Raw genomic sequence first — 26,444 nt, forward strand, 5'->3', positions numbered from 1 at the left:
AGTATTTAGTTTTTTTAGTATTCTACGAATTTTGTGTTTTTCACAGAAAAGCAATGCATAAAGATTGCGTTGATTATCAAAGTAATTTCAATATTTTTTCTATCCAAAAGGTATCAGTAGGAGAAATAATAATCACTTTAAAATCATATTGTTCTGCTTCACTTTGTACGCCTTGAGCATCATCTATATGAAGGTCAAAACCAAAAGCTTTAGGATACTTGGAAGCGCTAATTTTCAAAGATTGTAAAGTGTGCTCATTTTCTTTTTGGGTGATAATCCTCCCTATTTTGATGCCATAATATCGAAACATTCGTCTTATATAGGGTTTACTTCTCAACGAAGTAGTGTAGATATGCACCTCATTACCTTGAGATTGCAGTGTTTTGATAAGAGTTTTCGTCCCTTTGCGGATAGGCTCTATTCCCAATAACTTCGCCCACCACGATCTTTTTTCAGTAGGAAATTCATTATTGTAAGGAATAAGTGTCCCGTCTAAATCAAAACTTATCTGCATTACTATTGTCTATCACCTATTTCTCCAATGCTTGTTTGAAATCTTGAATCAAATCCTCGGCATCTTCAATCCCCACAGCTACGCGGATAAGGGTGCGCGTAACACCACGCGCCACTTTTTCTTCTTCTGGAAACTCGGTGTGAGTGAGGGTACTAGGGTGAGTTACCAAGGTTTCTACACCGCCTAAACTCACTGCAAAAAGAGCTACTTTCAAACTCTCGAAAAAGGCTTTGGCTTTAGCTTCACTCTTTACAGTGAACGAAAATACCGACCCACCTCCCGAAGCCTGACTTTCGTGCACGGCTTTGCCTTTGTTATGCGCCTCAGTAGGGTAATACACTTTCTCTACTTCGGGGTGAGAGCGCAAGAAATCAAGAAGTTTAAGGGTATTTGCTTGGGCTTTTTCAACTCTTAATTTGAGGGTTTTCATACTGCGAAGTAGCAACCAACTATCGAAAGGTGAGAGAATTGCCCCTATAGCTACTTGGGCAAAACTTATTTTCTCGGCAAGATCGTCGCGATTCACCACCACAGCCCCTGCGATAATATCGTTGTGCCCCCCGAGAAACTTGGTTGCACTGTGTAGAACGACATCTACCCCTAATTCTAAAGGGCGTTGTAATACGGGCGACATAAAAGTATTATCAACCATTGAAAGCAGGTTGTGGCGTTTAGCGATAGCTACCACGCCGCGTATATCGGTAACTTCTAAAAGGGGATTGGAAGGAGTTTCTATAAAAATAGCTTTGGTATTAGGGCGCACAGCTGCTTCTATCTGTTGTAAATCGGTAGTATCTACAAAGGTTGCCTCGAAGCCAAACTTGCGGAATATATCATTGATAATGCGGTAAGTACCTCCGTAAATATCCAAACTAAGCACAAAGTGATCACCTGCCTCGAACATTGTAAACACCGAAGAAGTCGCTGCCATCCCTGAAGAAAATCCAAATCCGTGTTTGCCATTTTCTAAAAGGGCAATCATCGTTTCGAAATCTTTGCGGGTGGGGTTAGACACGCGAGAGTACTCAAATTCTTGCCACTCGCTATAGGTTTTAATGGGAAAAGTAGTCGCCATATTTAGGGTACTTCCCCAGTTTTCAATGCCTTTTTCAGGGGTTCTCACTCCGTGAATCGCTTTAGTTTCAAACTTCATATTTTCTGTTATTTACAAAAACAGCGACAAAAGTAAGAATATTTTATCAATTACCAAATTTTTATCATTAGAGGCAAAGAAAAAAATATCAATCACTTATCGCTAAATATCAATTATTTTACTACCTTTGTGCCCTGATGAAAAAAATATTTCTATTTACATTCGTTCTCTGCCTTATAGCTTGCAACAAAAAACAAGCAATTCCTGAGGCTATGTACTTTTGGAAAACGAACCTTTCGTTTACCGAAAGCGATAAAGCGTTCTTAAAAGAACACGCCGTGAAAAAACTCTATGTGCGCTATTGTGATGTAGGGCTTAGAGATGAACAAGCCGTGCCCATTGCACCCATAGAAATCGATACCCTTAGCACACGTGGATTGGCAATTGTACCTGTAATCTACATCAAAAATGAGGTGTTTGAGGATATAGCAACCGCACAATATGCTCCGCAACGTTTTTGGGGAACAGAAACGCTCAGCGAAAATGTGGCTAAATATATTGAGCAAATCAACAACTATTATCATCTCACTGTAAATGAGGTGCAGTTTGATTGCGATTGGACGCTCAACACTAAGGAGTATTACTTCAACTTCCTCAAGCATTTCAAAGAACAAAATCCTAATTTACAACTCTCGGCAACCATACGTTTGCATCAAGTAAAATACAAAGATGATACGGGCGTACCCCCCGTAAATTACGGGGTGCTGATGTACTACAATATGGATAAAATCACCGCCACGGGGGCTAACTCTATCTACAATCGCTCAACTGCCAAACGCTATATCGGTTCACTAAAAAGTTACCCTTTACAGCTGAATATCGCCCTACCAATGTTCTCTTGGGGGGTACATTCAGTACGCGGTGAGGTGGTGAATTTGGTTAGCGGACTTACTTCTGCTGAAATCAAAACTCTTAAAGACGTAGTCGCTACCGATATTCCTAACGTTTATGAAGTAAAAACACAAACCTACTACAAGGGACGCCTTTGGCAAGCTGGCGACCGCATCAAAATAGAGGAAGTAACCGATGCTGAGCGCCAAGAAATGCAGGAAGATTTGCTAAAAAATATGAAAACAACACCCAAAGAACTGATTTGGTTTAGGTAATAAAACTCACAAAAATGACACAAAAACGAATTATCAAATTAGCTTTTTGCCTCCTTACTTCAATAGCAGGAATAGGAGCATATTTGTACGCTTGCGGATGGTTTCCGCCTGATTGGTATGTTACTAACTCGGCGTTCTCACCTGAGGTTACTGTACCTAAGGGAGTATACAACAGTCTGTTTTACAGCGTAGAACACAGTTTCAACGGCTATGTAGGATTTGATTCCGACCGTTATACTGAAGATGATTTAGCCGACTGGTGTGCTTACGTAGGCAAGGCGATGCCTCGTGAGCAAATTTGCCATTTGATGTATGACAAAGAAGTGATTGACGAAGTTTTACAACTAAAACATTCTAAAAAAATCACCGATAAACGGGTGCAGAACTTCCTTACTTTTTTAGAAATTACTCGTGGCAATGAGGTGATTACAGGCAGTAGCTATTACGACCCTTGGGATTACGAGAACAGAAACTACCAACGATTGCAAAATACTGAACCTCAGCGTGTAGAAGCGCTCTACCGCAGCCTAACCTCTGATGCTTTTTTTGCTAATCGTATATGGTTTCAAGCCGTGCGTTTGAAATTCTATTCAGAAAACAGAAGTTCCGTAATTCCTTTCTTTGAAGAAACAGCAGCTTCCCAACCTAAAAACTCGCTTTACTACCGCGCTATGCACTATGTAGCAGGAGCTTATATAGCCGAAAAACACTACCCTCAGGCTAATGTACTCTTAGCCGAAATATTTGATACCACTCCCGAATTAAGAGCTACCGTAGGGTATGATTATCGTCCGTTACCCGATAGAGAAGTTGCACAAATCGCTCAAAAACTCTCTCCTGGTGTACAATGTGCCTTATGGGCAATGCAAGGTTTCTACACGAACAACGAGGCAAATTGTTTGCTAAAAATCCTCACTATCGACCGCCAATCACCTCACGTTGAGTTCCTGCTCACCCGCTTTATAAACAAAATGGAGTACAAACTCAATGTATTCGACCGATATGGCGATGATTTGAAATCTATCAAAGCCTATCATCAACACGCTCGCAAAGTGAGCACCCAAGTTTTCTCTACCGATTGGCTATTGCTCTTAGCCCGTGAAGGCGACCGGCTTTCCAATCCCTTTTTATGGAAAGTAGCAGGGGGATATGTAGCAATGTTTAGAGGTGAATTTTCTTTGGCACGTCAGCTTTTGCAAGAAGCCGAAAAATACGTTGAGGGCAACGAGCAAAAAAGTCAGTTGTACCTCTTACAAGCGATGAACGAAGTATCGAGTTTGCAACACATTGATGCTGCTGCCGAAAAACAGCTGACTCTACCTATGCAACGCGTGTGGAACAACCTCTATTTCTACCGCGACGACGATTTTTGTTATGACGGTTCTTTAGTGTATGACAAGTACAAAGCCGAATACCTCAATTACCGCAAATTTACTAACGATTTGCGCTATGATTATGCCTTTACCTTTATGCGTAAATACCTCCGAGTGCTCTATCAGGCACAAGGCAATGCCCTAATGGCTGAACTCACTCACCCCAAACGCGGTTTTTTCATCAGTGAAGCTAACTATAAGGCTTTTGACGAACTAACTCACGACCCTCACAAAACCGACTGGCAGGCTCTTTGGCTCAACTATTACCCTTATACCAAAGGCGATATATACGAGTGTCGTGGAATTTATCTATTCCGCCAAAACCGCATAGACGAGGCGCTGGCATTGTTTGAGAAAATACCTTGGGAAACCCGCGGTGCAGAATATGATTGGGGAAAAGACATATTAGTGAATAAAAAGCGCTGCTTGAGTGAGCAAACCTTAGCCGTCAGTCCGTTTAAAGGAGGAGTGTATGATATGTATTACTACGATTATATCACCCCTCCTCGCGTGGAATACACTAAGATTTCCTTCTTGCGCAAAGCCAAGCAACTAAAAGACCGTATAGCGCAAGGTAAAGATGTATATCACAGCGCCATACAATTAGGTAACGCTTTTTGTAACACCTCGTTTTACGGCGTTTCTCGTCAGTTTTACCACAACGAAATCATAGGCGAATGGAGTGCTTTAGGACTTGAAAACAAAGAGAACTACGCGCCTCTTTTGGATATGACCGCTGCTAAAAAGTATTTTCGGATTGCTCTTACAATGGCTACCACTGATGAACAGCGCGCTGAAGCTGCCTTCTTGCTCGGAAAAGCTGAACGCAACGAGTATTTCGCTCAGTTGAATCATTACGACATCCCTGAGAAGAAACGAAAATGGGTAGACCAATGGGAAGGTTTCCACATACTCGCCAAATACCCTAACACTCAGTATTATAAAGAAGCTATTAAGGAATGCGGTTGGTTTGCAGATGTTGTATACTTGTATAATGATTAAATGATTAGAAATAAGCACTATGCTTGTAAGCCGTATTTGGCTGTATGAAGAAAAAGTATTACTTTTGCGATATAAAATAAAGATTTGTTATGTTTGATATAGATAAAAGTAAGGCTATCAATAGTATGTTGTTTGTCCTTAATCAATTAGGGGCAGAGAAATCAGATGCTCATAAGGTCTTTAAAATCTTATATTTTGCTGACCAAAAGCACTTGGTAAACTATGGTCGTCCCATCACAGGTGATACTTATGTAAAAATGGAGTATGGACCTGTGCCATCTTTTCTTAGAAATGTATCAGAAGGCAATGAAAAAGAGGGTCTTATCAATAAAACAAACAAACATTTCCTAACTACTTCTTATCAATATGATGAAGAAGACTTATCAGAATCTGAAGTAGAGTGCCTAAAGGAAGCTATTGCTGAAAATAAAGATATATCTTTTAAAAAACTTACTGAAAAATCTCACGATAGTGCTTGGCAAAATGCACAGTGGCGTATTGATTATTTAGCAATGGCAAAAGCAGTTACTAACAATCCTGATATACTAAATTACATCAAGATAAATGCTTTGAATGAACAAATGTGTTTTTAGTTATGGATTTAGGCAGTTTCTTCCCTCAAGAAATAAAAGATAATTTCGCCAAACGAAATATAGAACTTGGAAAAACACTACTCATTGAAATACCCGACTTCAATATTTCATATAAGAAATACCTGATTATTGTAGCGACTAATGAATTGTATATCGCAGGAGTTGTTATTAATACTGAAGTGAATTTAAATGTCGCTTGGAGTGAAAAAGTGAAAAATCTCCACTTACTCATCAAACAACAAGACCATTCTTTTTTAAAATACGATAGTTTTGTAGATTGTTCTAAACTGCACAAACGGCTTATCGCTGAAATATGCAATGCTATAAAAGAAAACCCAAGTATGGTAGTAGGAAATGTTACTGATAGTTTTTTAAGAGAATTGCAAATCACTATCACAAACGCTAAAACTATCTCTATCAAAGATAAAAAAGATTTTGGATTTTTATAAAAACTTTTAAAACCTATATTAAATCGTTAAAATATGTATACTATCAATTTGCAAACCCCACAGTTTTTAACCGATTCTAACGGAAATTCTTTAGCTCTAATCCCTGCTGACGAATATCGCGAATTATTAGCTTTAGTCGAAATGTATGAAGAATTAGAAGACATACGTTCCGTACGTGAAGCTAAAGCTGACCCATCGCCAGCTGAACCTATTGACGTTGTGTTTAAACGAATGGAAGCTTACAGAAAAAAAAATGGAATCAGTTAAGAATCGAATGAAAAAACACCTAAAACTCATCATTAGCCTTAGTGCCGCTACAATAGTAGGCATTGGCACTTACCTCTACGCTTGTGCCGATGGAGGAGTCTGGTACTACCTCTACAACTCTGTATTTTCACCCGAAGTTACCGTTAATAAACCTTCTTATACCCCTCTCTATTTAGAAGAAGAAAATCTTTTCTATGGCGATTACGACACTGATTCCCAAGAAAATCTCTCTTCGTCCGACCTCGATGACTGGAAGCAATACCTCGGCAAAGATTTTTGGGCAGAAGGTATTCAATATTTTATGTACAACAACGATGCTCTTGCCGATATTCGCAAATACAACGATGCAACCGACAAGAGTAGTGTACGACTTTCTCATCATACCCCAAAAACCCAAAGCGCACGCCTTACCAACTTCTTTGCTCTTTTAGACATCGCTCGTAACAACGAATCTATCACTAACAACACCGAAAGCGCTTGGGATTACGAAAAACGCAACATACAATATACCCAAAACAGCCAAATAGAAAAAGCTGAAAAACTATACCAGAAAGCAGTTGCTAATAAAGATACTTTCTTCGCCAACCGTATGTGGCTACAGGTGATGCGCCTCAAATTTTACTCTGCCAACCGCAGTGCAGCAATTGCTTTTTTTGAACAGACCCAAGCCGGTCAGCCGAAAAACAGTGTCTATTACCGCGCATTACACTATGTAGCAGGGGCTTATAAATCACAGAAAAACTATGCCAAAGCTAATGCGCTCTTGGCAACACTTTTCAGCGAAGTGCCTAAATTGCGAAAAACTGTTACTTTTGAGTACCGCGCCCTCACCGATAGTGAGACCGAAAAAATAGCCGCTTCTCTTTCCAAAGCCGAACAATGTGCTCTCTGGGCAATGCAAGGCTATTACAGCAAAGAAGAGGTAGCTATCCAAAAAATACTGCACATCGACCCTAAATCACCCCACATCGATTTTCTCCTTACCCGCTATATCAACCGCATAGAGGGTGTGGTAAATAAGTTTGGTGATCTCTATCAAGACCAGCCACTTGCCAATGTGAATGCTTATCATCAATACACTCACAAGGTGGCAACCCAAGATTTCAAAACCGATTGGCTACTGCAAACCGCTCGTGAAGGCAAAGTGAGTAATCCGTATTTGTGGAATGTAGCAGCAGGCTATGTTTCGATGTTCCGCAATGAGGCCACAGAAGCTAAAGATTTTCTCAAAAAAGCTGATGCCGTAGCCAAAAACGAAAAACAAAAAGTACAAGTGCGCATCATCGATGTGATGAATGATGTTACTGCGCTACAACAAATCACTGCTGCCGACGAAGAACGCCTCACTAAAAAAGTAGAGTGGATGTGGCAATCTGCGCTCCTTAAAGAAAGTGAATACAAATCGGCTTTGCGCTCTCGCTATGCTTTTGATTTGGTACGCAACTACCTTTCAGCGCTTTACAATGCGCAAAAGAACTTGGTAATGAGTGAAATCACTCGACCCAAAGATGGTTTTTATGAAAACAACAACCATTCAGCAGCTATTGAAAAATTCTTGTTAAAAACAAACAAAACCTCTTGGGAAGCCTTTTGGGCAAAAGAATATAGATTTACTTTAGGCGAAATCTACGAAAGTCGCGCTATCTATGCTTTCTATAAAGATAACCTTGATAAGGCAATTGCCGAAATGAAAAAAATACCTCTTGAAAGCCAAGAAGTATACGATGAACAAGCTGAAAAAATGGTCGCCAAACAGCTAAAACTGAGTGAAAGCTCACTGCCTGCTAATCCGTTTAACGGCTATATCCAAGACTGTCACGATTGTGAACACGCCAAAAAGCGCACCCCTTACACCAAAATCTCTTTCTTGCAAAAAGTGAAAGAAATGGAGGAAAAACTTGCAAAAGGTGAAGATATGTACAACAACGCACTCCTATTGGGCAATGCGTTCTACAGCGCTTCCTATTTTGGCAACAGCCGCGCGTTCTACTACAACGATATTTTAGGGGAAGCAGGGGGCTTTTTTGTAAATGCTCAGAATATGACTATGTTACTCAATATGACCCACGCCAAAAAATACTACCAAATCGCTCAGCAACACGCTTCTACCGATGAACAACGCGCTAAAATAGCCTATATGCTTGCCAAAGTAGAGCGCAATGAGTTTTACAACAAGCAGTACTATTCCGAAGGTAAAATATACGGTGTGAGTCCTTGGGAGAACGAAATTGCTTTTAAGGATTGGCAAGGCTTTAAAGAACTCCGAAAATACCCTCATACCCAATATTATAAAGACGTGATTCGCGAATGCGGATACTTCAAAAAGGAAACAGGTAACAAGTAACAGATAATGAATAAAATAGATTTCATACTGCTGATTATTTTAGGTTTTGGCTTAGTGCGTGGTTTTATGCGCGGACTTATTATTGAAATGGCATCACTTTTGGCTATTGTAGTAGGCATTTATGGAGCGATACACTTTTCATTCTTTACTGCCTCACTCTTAGACAAGATACTCCCCGCCGAAAAACAAACTTTAGAGGTCGTTGCCTTTGGGATAACCCTCATCGTATTGGTATTGGGCGTAATGCTTTTGGCAAAAATACTTACCAAAATGATCAAAGCTGCCGAACTCGGTTTTCTCAATCGATTGGGGGGAGCTTTGTTTGGTTTGCTAAAATCTATTGTGATTGTAGGCTCTATATTTGTATTTTTAGAGCGTACTTTTCAAACCGAAAAATGGCTTTCAACTTCAGCCCTTAGCGAATCAGTACTCTACAAGCCCGTAAAGAGCGTTAGCCAAGTGGTGTATGCCAATGTATTTCCCGATAAAGAAACGGAGGAAGTGAAAAGTGAAGAGTGAAAAATTACAACATACTAATACATAAAACATTATGAAAAAAATCCTTTTATTATCTCTTGCTATCCTCGCTATTACAGCTTGTGAGCGCAAAACTGCTGCCGATGCCTATAAAGGCGTTCAGGAAACCCGCCCCGCTATTGATAAAAACGGTAACCTTATTGAAGGCTTAGCCGTTGATTCATTGCAATTTGAAACCGAAGTGCGCAGCGTACTCCCTACCCAGCACCCTCAGTACCGCCTTACCCCTGTTTTCAAAGTGAACTACAGATACGGCGATCGCTCTGTAGGTGAATCTCAAAAACTCAGCAACTATAGCTACAGCGACTCCTATTATGCACGCCACAACAATGGCAACAACTGGAATGGCAATATCGTGGCAGGTTTTGAAACCATTTATGGTGACGAAATGGTGAATGTTTCCCTCTTTGATGTAGAAAAACAAGAGCAGAAACTGTTCTTTGAAAAACCCGTACTCATAGAAAATGTTTACTATCCTTCGGCTACTCGTGATACTTTGCAAAACAAAAACGTGAACCGCAACTTCTATATGATTTCTTGCTACGACGAGGACACCGATAAAGATGGCTACTACACCCGCATCGATTTACGTCGGTTTTACCTCTATCAGTTGGACGGCACTCGGGTGAAAGCCCTCATTCCTAAAGAATACGGCGTCATAGGATCCGATTACGATGGGGTGAACGATGCGCTCTACGTTTATGCGCGTTTAGACAGCAACAAAAATGGCACTATCGACCCTAAAGAGCCTAAACACATCTTCTTAATCGATTTGAAAAAGCCTGAAACTACGGCTTTATTATACAAGTAAATGGAAGGATTGGTATATAAATCTACAGGCAGTTGGTATATGGTGAAGGACTTGGCAACGGGTCATTTTCACGACTGCCGCATCAAAGGGAAATTCCGCCTAAAAGGCATTAAGAACACGAACCCCATAGCGGTGGGCGATCGAGTGGCGTTTGAATTGGAAGAAGAAAACAGAGGGGTCATTACCGAAATACACCCTCGCGACAACTATATCATCCGCAAATCGGTGAATCTCTCTAAGCAAACTCACATTATCGCATCGAATATCGACCTCGCTTTTTTGGTGGTAACACTCAACAATCCCCCTACTTCCACTACCTTTATCGACCGTTTTTTGGTTACTGCCGAAGCCTATAGTATCAAAACTGTACTGCTTTTCAACAAAGTAGATACTTATAATGAAGATGAACTCACCGAAGTAAAATACCTCGCCTCAGTATACCGCAAGGCAGGCTATGAGTGTATTGGCATTTCGGCTACTACTGGAAAGAATATCGACAAGGTAAAAGCGGCTATGGAAGGCAAAACTTGCGTAGTATCAGGGCATTCTGGCGCAGGCAAATCTACCCTTATCAACGCTATCGACCCTCATTTGCACCTCAAGACTGCCGAAATCTCTCAACTTCACCAGCAAGGACAACACACTACTACTTTTGCCGAAATGTTCGACCTCCCTTTTGGGGCGCGCATCATCGATACCCCTGGGATCAAAGGCTTTGGAATGGTTGAAATAGACAATAACTCACTAACCGACTATTTTCCAGAGTTCTTCACTCTCAAACACCATTGCAAATTCAACAACTGTCTCCACACCGATGAACCCCAATGCGCTATAAAAGAAGCCTTAGAACGCGACGAAATCGCTTGGTCGCGCTACAAAAGCTATCTGCAAATCCTTTCAGGAGATGACAAGGTATATAGAGAAGAAAACAATCAGTAGGATATGAGAAATAATTTCGACCTCATCAGTGAACTTATCGACAACCGCCTTGCTGCTATAAGCAATAAAGCGGAGAGAGAACAATTGTTTTTTTTCGTCTTTTTGTTGCAACGCAAAAAAGATATTGAGGAACTACACAAAAGTACTCATATCGTGAAAATGTATCAGATAAAAGACCGCAAGTCGTTATTAGCTAAAAGAGATGAGATTGTAAAACTCTGTGAGGTTTTTCAATGTAGAGCAATGATCAATCTCAATCCCAAGAGTTATAAAAATGTAGCTTTTGATATGCTCAAACGCCTCCCCGATTTGCTACAACAAGAACACTATGCACGCGTAGAAAAACTGTTTGCCTCTTGCGTGAGTGCTTCGGGTATAGGCAGTAAAAAACTCAAAAAGTACTGGATTATAGATATAGACAGCGACACTCATCAGGTTGATATATCTCAAATAGAAGCACAAATCAAGATAGCGACCCCTGCAGAAGAAAATAAAATTGTAGCTTATATTCCTTCTAAAACAGGTATGCACCTCATCACTACCCCTTTTGATGTAACTCAAGTAATGCTACCTACTTCCGTAGAGCTCAAAAAAGACTGCCTTACTAATTTGTTTATTTATTAAGCAAAATTCTTAAAAACATTTGCTTTTTAGCAACAGAATCAATACCTTTGCGGTGTAGTTTGTTAGGAAGGCAGGTTTTAGGAATTAGAGCTTTATCAAAAGTTCTCTGAGTTTCTCCGAAAATTCAGACACTCCTAAACAACTTTACTCAAGAAGTTCAACTAAATATGTATTAACAACGAGTTAAAATATAAAGGTACCATTTCTTAACTCTTATCTCTTAACTCTTAGCTAAATAAAATGGAAAGCAAATTTAACATAGGACAACGTGTGTGGGTTTCTCCTCAACTCACAGGAAAACCCGATTGGGTAGAAGCAACCGTTACCGAAATAGAACAAAATCCTTTTATAGGAATTGTCATTGAAGTAAAAACAGACAATGGTGAATTATTCTTTGAAAAAGAAGATATGTTTAAACCCGTTGAAGAGGAAGAATTATGCACGCTATAGCTTTTGACTTAATAGTTTCTGAACTAAAGAAACATTATAAAGATCCATATCACAACGCTTATGCTGAAATTAGAAAAGTACTTAAGCAAAATGATTTTTATTGGATACAAGGAAGTACGTATGCTACAGAAGGCGATTTGCGAACCCTTTTTCGTGCTATACAAAGCCTAAAAAATATCAAATGGTTTTGCCTCTCAGTGAGAGATATTCGCGCTTTCAAAATAGAAGACTACTCCGATTTTACTCAAGAATTTCAACTAAATATCAATTAACAAGAAGTAAAGGTATCATCTCTTACCTCTTATCTCTTAGCTAAATAAAATGGAAAGAATAGCAAGTTTTTGTATTGACCACCTCAAACTGGAGCGTGGCATTTATGTATCGCGTAAAGACTATGTAGGCAAGGAAGTGCTTACCTCTTTTGATATTCGTATGAAGCTCCCCTACCGTGAGCCCGTACTCGGCAGCCCCGAAATACACACCATCGAGCACCTCGCTGCTACTTGGTTGCGCAACAACCCCGAGTGGAAAGACAAGATTATCTATTGGGGGCCTATGGGCTGTATGACCGGTAATTACCTCATTCTCGCTGGTGACTATACTTCTAAAGATATCGCCCCTTTGATTACCGAACTCTTTGAGTATATCGCTAATTTTGAAGGTGATATCCCTGGTGCATCGGCTTTAGAATGTGGCAATTTCTACAACAATAACCTTCCAATGGCGAAGTATGAAGCTAAGAAATACTTAGAGGAAACCTTGTATCACCTCACCGATAAAAATTTAAATTATCCCAAGTAAAATATGAATACAATGATTTTACAAGAACCCACTTTTCTAACTGATAGACAAGGCAATACACTCTCGGCAGTTGTTCCTATTGAACAATACAACGAGCTTTTGAGAATTGCTGAATTATATGAAGAGTTAGAAGACTTACAACTCTATTACGAATCTAAAGCCGACCCAACTCCTGCTGAGCCTGCTGATATAGGATTTAAAAGAATAGAAGCTCACCGTAAAATCATACTTTGTTAAAATATTTGAAATAATCCATTAAATCCGGTAGCGATAGCTGCTAATCCGTGCACATCACAACTGACAATAGAAAATTATCCGTGTCAAAATTTGTGTGATTCGTGTAATCAGTGCGAGAAATTAAGGCAGCAAAGCTGCAAAAACATAAAACTATAAACAATGAATACACCCGAAAAATTATCCCTCTTGCGCTCTAAAATGCAAGAAAACCACATCGACGCTTTTGTGGTATTCAGCGCCGACCCTCACCTTAGTGAATACCTACCCAAAGAATGGCTCGAACGCGCTTGGCTCTCTGGATTTACAGGCTCTGCGGGTTTTGTAGTCGTTACCAAAGATAAAGCTGGCTTATGGACGGACTCTCGCTACTTTGTTCAATCGGCTATCGAGCTCAAAGGCTCTGGCATCGACCTCTTCAAAGACGGTGTAGAAGGCACTCCCGATTATGCCGATTGGCTCGTATCAGTACTTCCTGCTGGGGCTACTGTAGCACTCAACGCCTTAGCAACCTCTCACATCGCTTGGGAAAAACTACAAGCTACTTTAGCTGCTCACAACATCAAATTGGTGCATAAACCTCTCATCGACCTTATCTGGACAAACCGCGAAAAAGACCCTCTTCACCACATTTTCGTACACCCCGATAAATGGGCAGGACAAACCGTAGCCGAGAAACTCACCGCTATTCGCAAAGCAATGGCTACCCATCGCACTACCTTGCACCTTATCACTGCCTTAGACGATGTAGCTTGGACACTCAATCTTCGCGGTAGCGATGTGGCTTACAACCCTGTATTCCTCGGTTATATTGCCCTCACCGATAAAGAAGCAACTCTTTTTGTAGATAAAGCTAAACTCACCCCTGAGGTAGAAAATCATTTGGTAGCAGCCAAAGTAAACGTGCGTGCTTATGATGAGTTCTACAACTATTTGGCTACCGTAAAAGGACAAAATATACTCCTCGCCCCTAATACGAATCAAGCGATATTTGAAGCCCTCCAAAAGGACAACAAACTCGTGCAAGCTCCCGCTCCTGGCAACCTGATGAAAGCCGTGAAAAACCCTACCGAGCTTGAAGGATTCCGCACCGTAATGGTACGCGATGGGGTAGCAATGGTGAAGTTTCTCTACTGGCTCACTCACCAAGTAGGCAAAGAGCCAATGACCGAATACAGCATTGGCAAGAAGCTACGCGACTTCCGCGCCGAAGGCAAAAATTTCGTAGGTGAAAGTTTTGGCAGTATCATTGGTTATCAAGGTAATGGTGCTATTGTACACTATTCAGCTCCTGAACACGGCAGTAAAGAGGTACACCCCGAAGGTAGCGTTTTGGTAGACTCTGGCGGACAGTATCTTGAAGGCACTACCGATATCACTCGTACCATTCCGTTAGGTAAAGTAAGTCAGCAGTTTATTGACGATAGTACCCTCGTACTCAAAGGAATGATACAACTCGCAATGGTACAATTCCCAAGAGGTACTCGTGGCGTACAGCTCGATGCTTATGCCCGTATGGCACTTTGGAAAAACCACAAGGACTACGGTCACGGTACAGGTCACGGGGTAGGTAGCTTTATGAACGTACACGAAGGCCCTCAAAATATCCGCAAAGACCTCAACCCACAAGTACTTTTAGCGGGTATGGTATGCTCCGACGAACCTGGGGTATATCTCGAAAACCAATACGGTATTCGTCACGAGAACCTCATTACGGTGCGTGAAGTAGCGAGCAACGAGTTTGGCACTTTCTACGATTTCGAGACCCTCACCCTTTGTCCGTTTATGCCTTCAGGTATTAATGTCGCACTTCTCACCGATGTAGAACACCAATGGCTCAATGCCTACCACAAAACCTGTGAAGAAAAACTCGCTCCTCTATTAGAAGGTGATGTAAAAGAATGGTTCTTGAGTTTGGTAAAACCGCTATAATGGCATAGTTGTTTTTTAATCATAATGAAAACTGCCCCAAGAAAGTATAAGACTTTTCAGGGCAGTTTTTTTATTATCGCCTTTGTATAGCTGCACTTTGCTAAAGTCCTTAGAATTTAACAAAATCTATTATTACGTTAAAAACAGTTAATCCCTTCATTCCCTTTTCATTGAAATATCCATAATTTAAAAGATTGAAAAATAACAAGTTTACAACTCTTTTGTTAAAAAGATAATAAGTTGCTATTTTTTTAACATTAAAATTTCCAAAAATGCATTTTTTTGTTAGGGCGTAAAAATGTTAAAATTCTTCTTTTATTTGCTTTACAAAAAACCACTATCTACCTTTGTCGCAGAATTTTAATCTTATTTACAATGAGAAATGCAAGTTTAAAACTATTAGTACTGACATTAGTAGGATTATTTCTTACCAATTGCCAACGCGAAGAGGCTCCAGAAGCACCGCAACAAGAACCAGTTCCTGCCGTAGATCCTCAAGCGGTAGTGAGCTTAAACGAAGCCAAGAGCCTTTTCGAGGCTTCAGAAAACCAGAAACGCACTACTAACAGTGTGAGCCGTAGCAACTATCCGCTTATTGAGTTAGAAACCGATTGGCGGTATTTTGAGCAAATGAAAGACATAGAGGAAATGCCTTATGCCAAGGTACCTGTGAGGATCTCTAGAACAGAACTCAATGGAGAAGTACTCTTCCTTAAAAAAGATGGAAAGACTGAGCAATATCTTTTTCTTCCTCAGATAGATAGTATTACGGCAGATCGTCGCATTATAAATGCTGAATTTTATTTGCTTGATACTAAAGGGGTCTTTCTTTCGGCTTACCGAATGACGGATGGAGTTATTACTCATAAAATAGTACCCAAACGCAAAGGAAGCTATAGAATTATAGAAAATAACGAAGCCTCTGTAACCGCGAGAAGTGGAAAGCCTATATGTGTAAGTTGTCGTTTTATTATTACACCTCCTCCGATTTTTTCCCCAGGTAAAGAACCAAACGAACGAGAAGACGATGGTGATGGTGGAGGCGGAGGAAATAATTACTTTGTGTTAGAGCCTGTTACTGTTTATGGCAAATTTACTAAAAAAAGTAGAAATAATTCTGACTTCCCTCATTATACGTATTATGATTATTCACCATATAATTATGGGGACTTTTATGATGATAGAGATAGCGATGATACGAGAAAGCTAAGAGAAAAAAGGAGCGCAGGTGGCGGAGGTAGCAGTAGCAATATAGGAGCTGGTATGGCAAAAGAGGAAGAGAAAAAAGAAGAGAAAAAGCAAGACAAAAGAGAAGATACTATAAAAGATTCTCTTACCAACCGGTGTGCAAAAGCCCTTTTAGCTCAAGCTCCTAACTTAAATAACGATATTGCTAAGATTCTTAGAGAGACTTTTGGAACTAATGATAAGTATAACATTACTGTTACTGAAAAACCTCTTTCTGGGATGTCAGGTTACTCTTCTTTTCCTGAAGTCAGACAAAACTCTATAAAAGCTATTATTTACTTAAATAGTAATATGTTAGGTACAGCAACGCAAGAATATGCTTTAGCTACTATTTATCACGAAGTAATACACGTTTTTCTAAATGCAGAACACGCGAAATTAGGAGAGACTGTTTTTAATCAAAAATACCCTTCTGTTACATATCAAGATTATCCAGTAGGAAATGGACAACAAACAAGAAGATATAAGCTTAGAACAGATCATAGTAGATTTGATGCTTTCTTAGAAAAATTAGCTCAAAGTATTATTTCATTTAATCCTAATTTTACATTAGAAAGAGCACGTGCTATAGCAAAAGAGGGTATTGTAGAAGATTTTTTCATATCTCCTACTGATGCTACATTTATTCAAGAACAAAAAAACGGTACAAATGGCACAAAATGTCCTTAGGTTATGAAACAAATACTTTATTTTATATTATTTTCTTGTTGTGCTGTACAAGCACAACAAGAAAAGTATGTATTATTGGATAGTTTAACAACTAACTATAATGTAAAACAGTATACGCTCGACACTTCCCCTTATGGAACTAAAAACAGTATTGAGGTATATAATGTTTTTCTCAATCGCTATGATAAACAGTATATAATCCTTCTTTCAGTACTTCCAGATCTTGAAAGCAAGAGCAATTGGCAAGAAATAGATTTTAAAAAGGTTCAGAATAATTTATTTTCTACTAAGAAGCTTTTTGAGGAATTGGAAAACAAAGTACTTGGCTATGACATAATTAGTGAAAAGGAAATCAAACCTATACCTAATAACCTGAAGTTAGTAAAAAAAGTAAAAAATACATATTATGTAAGTAAAGAGTGTATGGCAGAATCTTTTTATTGTATAGACTCTCCTGAGCAAATGATTATTGCTACAGGAAACTATATTATCAATACCCACCAACCTATAGTGCCTATTACTTTATTAAAAGAAGTGTATCAAAAAAAGGTAAATACCAAATTTCCTCTTGATTGGAATGAGTATCCTCCTATAGAAATTCCTAAACATCAGGAACATATTTATTTAGCTAATATTGAAGAAAAAGAAGGTAATACTATCTATTATTTTTATCAATTTGCAAATGTTTTTAATAGAGGTATCTATGAATTTGCTTATATCAAAAACAAGGGAATTGTAGCCGGCACTTATGATGATTACTTTTTCCCAAAAGGAAAAGTATATTATAGAGGGGGAGACTGGCTAAAAGTAAGACGTCCTTATAAAGAAGAGTTACTTTGGGCTGAAGAACTCAAAAAAGAATGGGGTGAAAAAGAAAAAGCTAAAAAATAAGGCTTATGAAAAACTTACTTTACTTACTATTACTCTGTTCTTGTGCTATAATGGCACAAGAACAGAAATATATATTCTTGGATAGCCTTACCGCTCATTATCAAGTAAAACACTATACATTACGCCCTCATTCTTTTTATAAAGGAAAAGAAATTGAGATGTATAATGTATTCAATCAGGGAGTTTTCTTTGGCTATAATTATTTAACCCTCATCTCGGTATTACCTGATATGGATAATGCTAACTCTTGGGTAGAAGTCTCTAAGGAAGAGGTCGAAAAAGCTGTTGTTAAGATAGAAGAAGTTCGCAGAAGTAATAAAAATAAATTCTTAAACTCCTTCTCTTTAGTAAAAAAAGAAGATGACAAGTATTATAAAGCGAGATGCTGTTTAGTAGAAGTTTTTCAGTTGATGGATTATTCTTCAAAAGTACACTTGAACGATAGTAATATCATCAATACCAAACAAGATTTTGTCACTTATGCTGAGTTAAAAAAAGAATTGAACAAAGGAACACATATTACTAAATATGCTCAGCCAATGGAAGATAAAGAATCTTTCTTGGATAGTTGTTTTGAAAGTATTTACCTATCGGGTACAGAAAAACGCGGCAAAGATACTGTTTATCTGTTTTGGACGTTCACTGCTTGGAATAATCGCTCGGGGTTAGAGGCTTATCATCGTGGCATTGACCGCTTTGCTTATATAGAGGGCAAAGGTATTGTAGCAGGAAGTTATGATTTTTTGTTTGACACTCAAAGTCCGCGTCACTCACATAACAGTGAACCTGCTATAAAAAAAGAAGTAGGTAGAGAGTTACTTTGGGCAGAAGAACTCAAAAAAGAATGGGCTGAGAAGGAAAAGGCTAAAAAATAAGGTAGTGATTAAATTTTACTGCCTTTTTTCTTGCTATATTTAAAATTTTCTCTATTTTTGCACGCCGTAACAAAGTAGAATAATTTTAAATAAAAGTGTATGTCTAAACGTATCTTTCTGTTATTAACATTTTTAGGTGTTAATATTCACTATATTTTTGCCCAACAAACCGATGTAAGAGGGCGCGTAACCGATGAAAACAAACAGCCGCTCGTAGGGGTTACCGTACTACTCGAAGGCACTAACAATGGTGTTACCACCAATGAAGCTGGGTTTTACAACCTCCACCACGTACCCGTTGGCAAGCAAACTATTGTATTTAGTTATGTTGGCTTCCAATCGCTGAAAATACGCGCCGATATCAGTCCTAATCCCAGTGGTACGCACACGCACCTCGATGTGCAACTCAGCGAGGAACTCACCGCCCTGCAAGAAGTAGAAGTAGTTGGCAGAAAGGAAAGTAGCTATAAAAACACCAATTCCTTTATAGGTACCAAAACAGCCGCTGCTCTAAAAGATGTTCCTCAGTCGGTGGGGTATGTTACCAAAGAGCTCATTTTAGACCAAGGTGCTACTACCGTAAATGAGGTAGTGAAAAACATCAGTGGGGTAACCCCTTATAGTGCCTACAACGATTTTTCAATACGCGGTTTTCGTGCGACAGGCAACCGCAATTCGGGCAACCTACTCAACGGTATGCGTGCCCAAACGAGCTTGTGGAAACAATCGTCATTGGCTAATATCGAGCGTGTGGAAGTGATCAAAGGGCCTGCTTCGGCACTCTTTGGCAATGCTGCCCCTGGAGGTGTGATCAATAGGGTAACCAAAAAACCTCTTCTAAAAAACCAAAACAGCATCTCGGTAGGCGTGGGCAGCTGGAATACCCTCAAAACCTACGGCGACTTCACAGGCCCCCTCAACTCTAAGAAAACCCTTTTATACCGCCTCAATTTAGGCTATGAAAAAACCGATTCTTTCCGCGATTTGCAAGGCTCTGAAAGCTATATCGTCGCTCCTTCATTTTCTTATCTCCCTAACGACAAAACCAGCGTGAATGTCGATTTTGTCTATCAGAATTTCAATGGCAAAATAGACCGTGGACAAGCCTTTCCTGCCAATGGTACGCTTTACGATACCCCCATCAGTATGTCGATGAGCGCTGCTAACGACTTCCTTAAAGAAAATACGCTCAACACTACTATCGGTCTCTCTCATAAGTTCAACGAACATATTTCGTTTAATGCTATCTACCTCAACTCTACTTATAGCGAGGATATGCAAGAACACACGCAAGCCAACTTGTACTACAAGCAAATAGGCAATGGCGCCAATGCTTTCCGCTATGCCGACCCTAACAAGGTGCTGATGCTCTTCAACCAGCGTAAGCGCTCGTTTGCAAACAATAGTTTTAACAACTACTTCAACTTCACTTTCAATACAGGCATCGTAAAACACAAGTTATTAGTGGGCTACGACTATTTCCTATCGGAACAGAAATACGGTTCTTCGGGTACTACCGCTCAGGGGTATTTGAGCAAGGACAAAACCAAAGTAGTGAATACCTATACCACCACCGCCAACGTATTAGCAGGTTCAGTACAAACTCCTACTACCAATGTACCGGTGTTCGATTTAGAAAATCGTTCGGCGGGTAATGGCTATAAAGACATTAGCAAGTATATCTACCGCCAAAATGTGCTCAATCCGTATGAGGAATATTCTCACGGTGTATATGTGCAAGAGCAGATGGACATCAGCATCGTGAAAGTGCTCGTTGGGTTGCGACAAGAGTGGTTTACCGAAATTCTTAACAAAGACACCGATAAAGAGACCCAAGCTGAAACCAAAGCCTTTATACCACGTGTGGGATTGGTGATAGAGGCATCGGAAAATATCAATCTATATTCCACTTGGGTAAAAGGATTCCAACCTCAAGGGGCAAACATACAGTCCGACCCCGAGCGTTATGGAGGCCCGTTTGATTATGTAAAGAGTGAGTTACACGAAATAGGGCTCAAAACCGAATGGTTCAACAAGAGGTTGAATGCTACTCTTTCGGTATTTAAAATCAAGCAAGAGAACTCGTTAGAGCAAAGTGCCAAAGCAGGCAAACCCGATTGGCGTGTGCCTGTAGACGAAGAATCGAATGGTTTTGAAGTAGATGTCGCTGGACGTATCGCCCCCAACTGGAGTGTAGTAGCGAACTACGCCTATACCGATGCCCGTATCGTAAAATTAAAAGAAGAAGGTGCGCTAAAAGACCTGAATATGCAACGCCCCAGCACGCCCCGTCACGCCGCTAATTTCTGGACGAAATACATTATCGAAAAAGGTGCTTTAGAAGGTTTGGGATTAGGTATAGGAGTGAATTATGTAAGTGAGCGGTTAGGGCAAGTAGGGCGTCGTGCTACGGCTGCCACCTACCCCGAATACACCTTAGTAAACGCTGTACTCTACTACAAAGTGAAAGATGTACAGTTCCAAGTAAATGTAAACAATGTGCTCAACCGCACCTATTGGATTAGTGGTTACGATAACCTCCGCAACTTCCCTGGTGCCCCACGCAATGTAAATGCTATTGTTACTTACAATTTTTAGAAGAGTTTTCTATACCAAGTGCTAACATCTTTGCGAATTGCTTGGTAATTATCATAAATGAGCAGAGCTAATTCAAACTCTGCTCTTTTATTATAACTTTTATTGACTGTAAAATAGCCGCAAAACTTCCCCGAAGCATCTACTACTATAGGAGGTTTAGAGGCAAAATCATTCCACGGACTCAAACTATTCATAGGGTTGCCATAGGTACCAAAATCATTCCATATAGACATCGAACTATTAGCCGACCCGTACTTACCCAAGTCATTCCATATAGAATTGCTATCAGTTTTACTACAATTCAAGCATCCCAAATAAACATCGTGATTGCTTCCACCATATAAATGCAATTTCTGTGCACTTACAGCAGAGACTAACAACAGAAAAATAAACAAGATAGGGGTTTTCATTTTTGAGATTTTAAGTGGTTCAACGCCTCGGCAACTTCACTATGGCTCACTGTTTTATCTTTGAAATAAGCAGTGAGCTGTTGTTTTTCTTCGTCGGTAGCGCCTAATTGATTAAAAATATTGTTGAGGTGCATTTTCATATGTCCTTTTTGGATACCCAAACTAATGAGTGAACTCACTGCCGAAAAATTCTGTGCTAAACCTACGCAAGCTACGATTTGCATCAGCTCGCGAGCATTGGGTTTTTCGAGGATTTCGAGGGCTGTTTTCACCAAGGGGTGGAGCGTGGTAAGTCCGCCTACAGTACCCAAAGCCAAGGGCAATTCGAGTGCAAAATGGAAAGTGTCGCCCTCTATCCAAGCGTTGGAAAGACTCTTGTAATTGCCTGAACGCGCTGCATAGGCGTGCACTCCTGCTTCGATAGCACGAAAGTCATTACCTGTGGCTAAAATCACCGAGTCGATGCCGTTCATTATACCTTTGTTGTGAGTGGTGGCGCGGTATACATCGGCGTTGGCAATAGCAAGTGCTTGCACGAATTTTTTTGCTGCTGCCATTCCTTTGAGGTGGGCAATTTCCAATTCGTCTACAGGGCAATGCACTTCGGCACGCACCAAGCAGTTAGGCACATAATTAGAGAGTATAGACATCACAATCTCGTACTGCCCACGGATAGTGGCATCTTTTTCAGCTTCTTCTCTAAAGGTCTCGGCAAACGATTCCAAACACGAGTTGATGAAGTTAGCTCCCATTGCATCTAAGGTTTCAAAAGTAGCCGACAGCTGATAGTAGTCCGCCAATGCTTCCGTTTTATCTACCAAAGTAAGGGAAGTAATCCCCCCGCCGCGTTTTTCCATATTAGCGGTGATAGGTTTGGCATTGGCGAGCATCAAAGGCTGTACGCGGGCAAAAAAGGCTTCTAAACGCGCTTTTTCACCATAGAAAAAGAAGTGCACGTGTCCTGTTTTTTCGGTAGAGAGCACTTCAGTATGGAAGCCTCCCCTACCCTGCCAAAATTTCGCGGCACGGCTGGCAGCTGCCACCACCGAGCTTTCCTCAATTGCCATAGGCACCGTATAGGTGCGCCCATTGATGAGGAAGTTAGGCGCTACCGCAAAAGGCAAGTAGTAATTGGTTACTGTATTTTCGATGAACTCGTCGTGGCGTTTTTGAAGTTCAGCATCGGGGTTGTGGTATTTTTCAAAGAAAGCGGCTGCATTCTCTACCTCAGGAAAATAAGTATCGCAAAGCCATTGAATTTTCTCGGCTTTGGTAAGTTTAGAAAAACCGTTGATTTGTTTCATTTCTATGTGTTAGGGGTTAGAGTCAAAATCAACTCCATTTATTAATTTTAATGTCGTTACTGAGTAATGTAACTTCTTTATTTTTATTCTTTAAGACAACTTTTGCCTCTGTATTAGTGTGATTTAAGGAAATATACATTTCTATTTCAGCAGTCGCATCTCCTCCCGTTATTTTTTCAAAAGCATTGAAAATTTCTTCTTCATTAAATCCTATAAAGCAACTATATCTATTACCCTCTTTCATATAATGAAAATTGATTTTCATAGGAATATGATTCTTTTGGAGTTTATCACTCCATCTGAAAATATCAGGGATCTGTGGATGTTTGTCTGTAACAACTTCACCTAAAAGGAAATCTTTTTCTCCATTATAGAAACTGTATCTAACGAAAATGATTTTTTCATCATTTGGAAAATCAAAATTGATATGCCAATTATATTCCTTTCTATAAGTATCCCATATTCTATAAGGAATAGGTTTGTCCTTTACTTTTTCTATACTCTCTTGTGATTGTACCCCCCAATTATAGAGAATATTATTATGGTATTCTATATTGTGCATATTTTTAGCTGGACCTGGTGATAATCTTTCTATATATTCTTTTGAGAAGGTAATTTCCTCTGCTTGGTAACGACCTATCTCTACTTGTTTTTTCATTCCTGCTACCCAAATAACTACAACACCTCCAGGAGCAAAACCTACTACCACTTTATTATATTCGGATTTAATAGGAGGATATTTTGTAAATTCATCATAGAGGTCGTAAAAACCTTCATTAAAAAGGTGAACCATTTTATCATAATCAATAGGAGTATCTATATGATAAAATTTATGTTCAAAATACGAAACCCAAGTAACACGCAATCGTTTAGGGAGATATCCTGCAGACCCCATAGCCTCAGTGGGTTTTCCCCATTCACCTGTAGGTGTTGGCGAATTAAGTACAGCAACATCATTATCTGAAATGAGCGTTCCTGTATATACATCAGCAAGATAACCCGATGGTACAGAGACAGCGGCTTGCCATTTAAACCTATCATTTCTCACCTCCTTATTATTAGAACAACTAAAAAATTGCAATGTAGATAAGAAAGAGAACACGGAATAAAATACTTTTTTCATAGCGCTTGTGTTTTTTTTAATGAATTAAAGAGATTTATAACTATATAGCTTACAAATTCTTAAACACTCAAATCACTATCCAAGATTTACTAATGACTACTTTTTAAAATCGGTAATGTATAGTAAGCACCGATTGCGATGCGGTGTAGTTGTTCATCTTTTAGATGTAAGGCTTTGTCGTAGCTGAGGGTATTCCCCACGTAGGCTACGTAAAAGCGAAGATCTTGTCCTTGTATGGGAGCGTATTGTGCGGCGGCGAAGTATATCCAATTAGTGCGCAACTGCTCACTAAGGCGCTGGGTACTCCCCGCTAACTCAATGCCCGCCTTAGCCGATAGACTCCAGCGGTCGGTAAGTTGATAGTCGTAGCGCGATACAGCACGTTTGTAGACTGCATCTTTCTGCATCAAGAAATTATTGGTTGCCAAACCATCGTAGGCGCTGAGGAGTTTTGAAGCTGTAAGTCCGTAATCGGCAGCCATATAGGTATAACTGAGGTCGAGATAAACCGTATGTTTGCCACTTTTATACCAATTCCCCAAAGCTACGGAGTGAGTGAGGTAGTTGGCAGCGTATTGCGATAGGTTATAGGAGTAGCGCAATTTGAGTTTGCCGTCGAGCAAATCGGCATTCCAATAGAGGTACATCCCGATAGGTGCTTTGGAAGCCTTAAAATCGCCCGCTACAAAGCCGTTATTTTTTAAATGAGTAGCGAATTTAGCATTCACCGTGTTGTGCAACTGTACGCCTACTTTCTGGCGGTCGTTGAGTTTATAGCCCAAAGCGAGTCCTGAAAGGAAGACATTGTTGTAGACCCCATTTAGGTAATCGGTGAAAATATATTCGTAGATAGGGTTGATTTCTTTTTCAAAAGCCCCAAACACAGCGAGTTGTTTGCCCACCGTTACATCCCACTGACGCGTTGCGCCAAAACGATAGGTGATAAAAGCATAGTCTAAGGCAGTAGTACCACCGTCCTGAGAAGTTTCGGTAAAGGGACGATTAGGACGGAATCGCACGCGGTAGAAGAGATCGTCATTGAAATCACCTTGCAGATTGATGCGCGCATTGTCAATCACAAAATGAGTGCTGTTTTTAGAGGCATCGTTATAGTTATCACTCACGCCTCCCCCTCTGAAAAACAAATCGATGTTTAGTTTTTTGGCGAAAGCTGGAAGAGCGGGAGGAGGAGTTGGCTTTTCTATTGCCAAAGTATCAGCCTCTTGAGCGGTAGCAAATATAGTGGTTAGGGTTGTTAATAGCGTGAAAAAACGTCTTTTCATAAAAGGAAAATTAATATGTTGGGGCAAAGATAAGGATAATTAGCTAATTAGCAAATTTATAGATTTGCCGATTTGGCAATTATTTATTACCTTTGTCCTTATTAATAGCTAAATTTATGAACCAAATGAAATTATTAGCAATGGCATTCCTCTGGGGAGTCGTTGCACAAGCACAGATAAAATGGGGTGTAGAAGCCAAAGCAGGGATTACCGCGGGCGGTCTTTACAGCGTTTCATCGCCTGAGTGGGTAATGGAAAGCGCTTCGGGATTGCAAATAGGCGGATTGTTGAGCGCTCAGTTTGACAATGGTATTGCGATAGAATCGGGATTGGTATATGCCTCCAAAAATTTTAAACACGAGTACAGTTATGGTGGAGGCTATTACAAATCTGATGGTAACTATATGCGCAAACAAGTTTTTAATCATCACTATTTGGAAATTCCGGTCTATGTAGGTTTTCGCCTTAGAGCGCGACATATTACTTTTGTGTGGAAAGCAGGACCATATATTGCGACGGCTTTGGCTGCCAATGTACGCGAAGAACAATCGGTGTATAAGGATAGTAGGTTTTTGCACATCAACAAAAGTAAATACTCATTGAGCATTGGCAATGGCAGCAACGATGGACTCAAGCCTTTTGACGCGGGTTTCAACTTTGCTACAGGTTTAGAAATCAAGCGCTTTACTATTGGTTTCCAATACTCAGTAGGTTTCATCGATATATTACCCAACCCTAATGAAAACTATATGAAGCAGCAGTGTTTTGCTTTTTCGATAGGTGGAAGAATTCTTTAAAGAGGTTATCTGGAAAAGTTTTATTTGTGAGGGCATTTGCAAAGCGTTTTATCTGCAAGGGCGTTTGCAAAACGTTTTATCTGTGAGGGCGTTTGCAAAACGCCCCTACATAATATA

General features: G+C 40.0%; 26 protein-coding genes. 20 read left to right on the forward strand and 6 right to left on the reverse strand.

Features of this window, described 5'->3' with window-relative positions; translation table 11 throughout:
* Positions 1-76: 76 nt before the first annotated feature.
* Complete coding sequence (locus HMPREF9073_RS14675) at positions 77-514, reverse strand: hypothetical protein (protein WP_009414414.1); 438 nt, start codon at positions 512-514, stop codon at positions 77-79.
* 16 nt (positions 515-530) lie between these two features.
* On the reverse strand, positions 531-1,667 hold the full coding sequence (locus HMPREF9073_RS14680; RefSeq protein ID WP_009414415.1) for a PLP-dependent aspartate aminotransferase family protein: 1,137 nt from the start codon (positions 1,665-1,667) through the stop codon (positions 531-533).
* 137 nt (positions 1,668-1,804) lie between these two features.
* Here HMPREF9073_RS14680 and HMPREF9073_RS14685 point away from each other — a divergent pair, with 137 nt between their 5' ends.
* From HMPREF9073_RS14685 to HMPREF9073_RS14775, 19 genes are all read left to right on the forward strand, one after another.
* A complete protein-coding gene (locus tag HMPREF9073_RS14685; RefSeq protein ID WP_009414416.1) occupies positions 1,805-2,773 on the forward strand; it encodes a hypothetical protein in 969 nt (322 codons plus the stop codon).
* Between the two features lie 14 nt (positions 2,774-2,787).
* Entirely contained in the window at positions 2,788-5,148 is a 2,361-nt protein-coding gene (locus HMPREF9073_RS14690; protein ID WP_009414417.1) for a hypothetical protein, read from the forward strand.
* 89 nt (positions 5,149-5,237) lie between these two features.
* A complete protein-coding gene (locus HMPREF9073_RS14695) occupies positions 5,238-5,741 on the forward strand; it encodes a Panacea domain-containing protein (RefSeq protein WP_009414418.1) in 504 nt (167 codons plus the stop codon).
* Between the two features lie 2 nt (positions 5,742-5,743).
* Positions 5,744-6,190: a hypothetical protein gene (locus HMPREF9073_RS14700; protein WP_002677693.1), complete on the forward strand. Its 447-nt coding sequence runs from the start codon at positions 5,744-5,746 to the stop codon at positions 6,188-6,190.
* Positions 6,191-6,223: 33 nt separating this feature from the next.
* The gene (locus HMPREF9073_RS14705; protein WP_009414420.1) at positions 6,224-6,457 is read left to right on the forward strand and encodes a hypothetical protein; all 234 of its coding nucleotides are present in this window, start codon (positions 6,224-6,226) and stop codon (positions 6,455-6,457) included.
* Complete coding sequence (locus HMPREF9073_RS14710) at positions 6,444-8,801, forward strand: hypothetical protein (RefSeq protein WP_009414421.1); 2,358 nt, start codon at positions 6,444-6,446, stop codon at positions 8,799-8,801. Before HMPREF9073_RS14705 ends, HMPREF9073_RS14710 begins: the two co-directional genes overlap by 14 nt.
* Positions 8,802-8,807: 6 nt before the next feature.
* Positions 8,808-9,320, forward strand: coding sequence for a CvpA family protein (locus HMPREF9073_RS14715; protein WP_009414422.1), 513 nt, complete (start codon positions 8,808-8,810; stop codon positions 9,318-9,320).
* Positions 9,321-9,351: 31 nt separating this feature from the next.
* Positions 9,352-10,149, forward strand: a complete 798-nt coding sequence (locus HMPREF9073_RS14720; protein WP_009414423.1) for a hypothetical protein — start codon at positions 9,352-9,354, stop codon at positions 10,147-10,149.
* Positions 10,150-11,088: a ribosome small subunit-dependent GTPase A gene (gene rsgA / locus HMPREF9073_RS14725; protein WP_009414424.1), complete on the forward strand. Its 939-nt coding sequence runs from the start codon at positions 10,150-10,152 to the stop codon at positions 11,086-11,088. It abuts the gene before it with no gap.
* Between the two features lie 3 nt (positions 11,089-11,091).
* Complete coding sequence (locus HMPREF9073_RS14730) at positions 11,092-11,712, forward strand: hypothetical protein (RefSeq protein WP_009414425.1); 621 nt, start codon at positions 11,092-11,094, stop codon at positions 11,710-11,712.
* Between the two features lie 240 nt (positions 11,713-11,952).
* A complete protein-coding gene (locus HMPREF9073_RS14735) occupies positions 11,953-12,162 on the forward strand; it encodes a hypothetical protein (protein WP_009414426.1) in 210 nt (69 codons plus the stop codon).
* On the forward strand, positions 12,150-12,434 hold the full coding sequence (locus HMPREF9073_RS14740; RefSeq protein ID WP_009414427.1) for a virulence protein: 285 nt from the start codon (positions 12,150-12,152) through the stop codon (positions 12,432-12,434). Before HMPREF9073_RS14735 ends, HMPREF9073_RS14740 begins: the two co-directional genes overlap by 13 nt.
* A gap of 49 nt (positions 12,435-12,483) precedes the next feature.
* Positions 12,484-12,963 (forward strand): S-ribosylhomocysteine lyase, encoded by a 480-nt coding sequence (locus HMPREF9073_RS14745; protein ID WP_009414428.1) that lies wholly within the window; start codon positions 12,484-12,486, stop codon positions 12,961-12,963.
* Positions 12,964-12,966: 3 nt separating this feature from the next.
* Positions 12,967-13,200 (forward strand): hypothetical protein, encoded by a 234-nt coding sequence (locus HMPREF9073_RS14750; RefSeq protein WP_009414429.1) that lies wholly within the window; start codon positions 12,967-12,969, stop codon positions 13,198-13,200.
* 159 nt (positions 13,201-13,359) lie between these two features.
* Positions 13,360-15,129, forward strand: coding sequence for an aminopeptidase P family protein (locus HMPREF9073_RS14755; protein WP_034556035.1), 1,770 nt, complete (start codon positions 13,360-13,362; stop codon positions 15,127-15,129).
* A 375-nt stretch (positions 15,130-15,504) separates the two neighbouring features.
* Complete coding sequence (locus HMPREF9073_RS14760; protein WP_009414431.1) at positions 15,505-17,046, forward strand: hypothetical protein; 1,542 nt, start codon at positions 15,505-15,507, stop codon at positions 17,044-17,046.
* A 3-nt stretch (positions 17,047-17,049) separates the two neighbouring features.
* Positions 17,050-17,937: a hypothetical protein gene (locus tag HMPREF9073_RS14765; RefSeq protein WP_009414432.1), complete on the forward strand. Its 888-nt coding sequence runs from the start codon at positions 17,050-17,052 to the stop codon at positions 17,935-17,937.
* A 5-nt stretch (positions 17,938-17,942) separates the two neighbouring features.
* Positions 17,943-18,812, forward strand: a complete 870-nt coding sequence (locus HMPREF9073_RS14770) for a hypothetical protein (RefSeq protein WP_034556036.1) — start codon at positions 17,943-17,945, stop codon at positions 18,810-18,812.
* A gap of 99 nt (positions 18,813-18,911) precedes the next feature.
* On the forward strand, positions 18,912-21,410 hold the full coding sequence (locus tag HMPREF9073_RS14775; RefSeq protein ID WP_009414434.1) for a TonB-dependent receptor: 2,499 nt from the start codon (positions 18,912-18,914) through the stop codon (positions 21,408-21,410).
* On the opposite strand, the gene HMPREF9073_RS14780 is transcribed toward HMPREF9073_RS14775, so the two are convergent.
* From HMPREF9073_RS14780 to HMPREF9073_RS14795, 4 genes are all read right to left on the reverse strand, one after another.
* On the reverse strand, positions 21,407-21,820 hold the full coding sequence (locus HMPREF9073_RS14780; RefSeq protein ID WP_009414435.1) for a hypothetical protein: 414 nt from the start codon (positions 21,818-21,820) through the stop codon (positions 21,407-21,409). The genes HMPREF9073_RS14775 and HMPREF9073_RS14780 overlap by 4 nt on opposite strands.
* Complete coding sequence (locus HMPREF9073_RS14785; RefSeq protein WP_009414436.1) at positions 21,817-23,124, reverse strand: hydroxymethylglutaryl-CoA reductase, degradative; 1,308 nt, start codon at positions 23,122-23,124, stop codon at positions 21,817-21,819. Before HMPREF9073_RS14785 ends, HMPREF9073_RS14780 begins: the two co-directional genes overlap by 4 nt.
* A gap of 28 nt (positions 23,125-23,152) precedes the next feature.
* A complete protein-coding gene (locus HMPREF9073_RS15325) occupies positions 23,153-24,205 on the reverse strand; it encodes a DUF2931 family protein (RefSeq protein ID WP_198005905.1) in 1,053 nt (350 codons plus the stop codon).
* A 131-nt stretch (positions 24,206-24,336) separates the two neighbouring features.
* Positions 24,337-25,530, reverse strand: coding sequence for a porin (locus tag HMPREF9073_RS14795; RefSeq protein WP_009414438.1), 1,194 nt, complete (start codon positions 25,528-25,530; stop codon positions 24,337-24,339).
* Between the two features lie 125 nt (positions 25,531-25,655).
* On the opposite strand from HMPREF9073_RS14795, the gene HMPREF9073_RS14800 reads away from it, so the two are divergent.
* Positions 25,656-26,327 (forward strand): porin family protein, encoded by a 672-nt coding sequence (locus tag HMPREF9073_RS14800; RefSeq protein ID WP_232213003.1) that lies wholly within the window; start codon positions 25,656-25,658, stop codon positions 26,325-26,327.
* Positions 26,328-26,444 lie beyond the last annotated feature (117 nt).

The organism is Capnocytophaga sp. oral taxon 326 str. F0382, from assembly GCF_000318295.1.
GTDB lineage: Bacteria > Bacteroidota > Bacteroidia > Flavobacteriales > Flavobacteriaceae > Capnocytophaga > Capnocytophaga periodontitidis.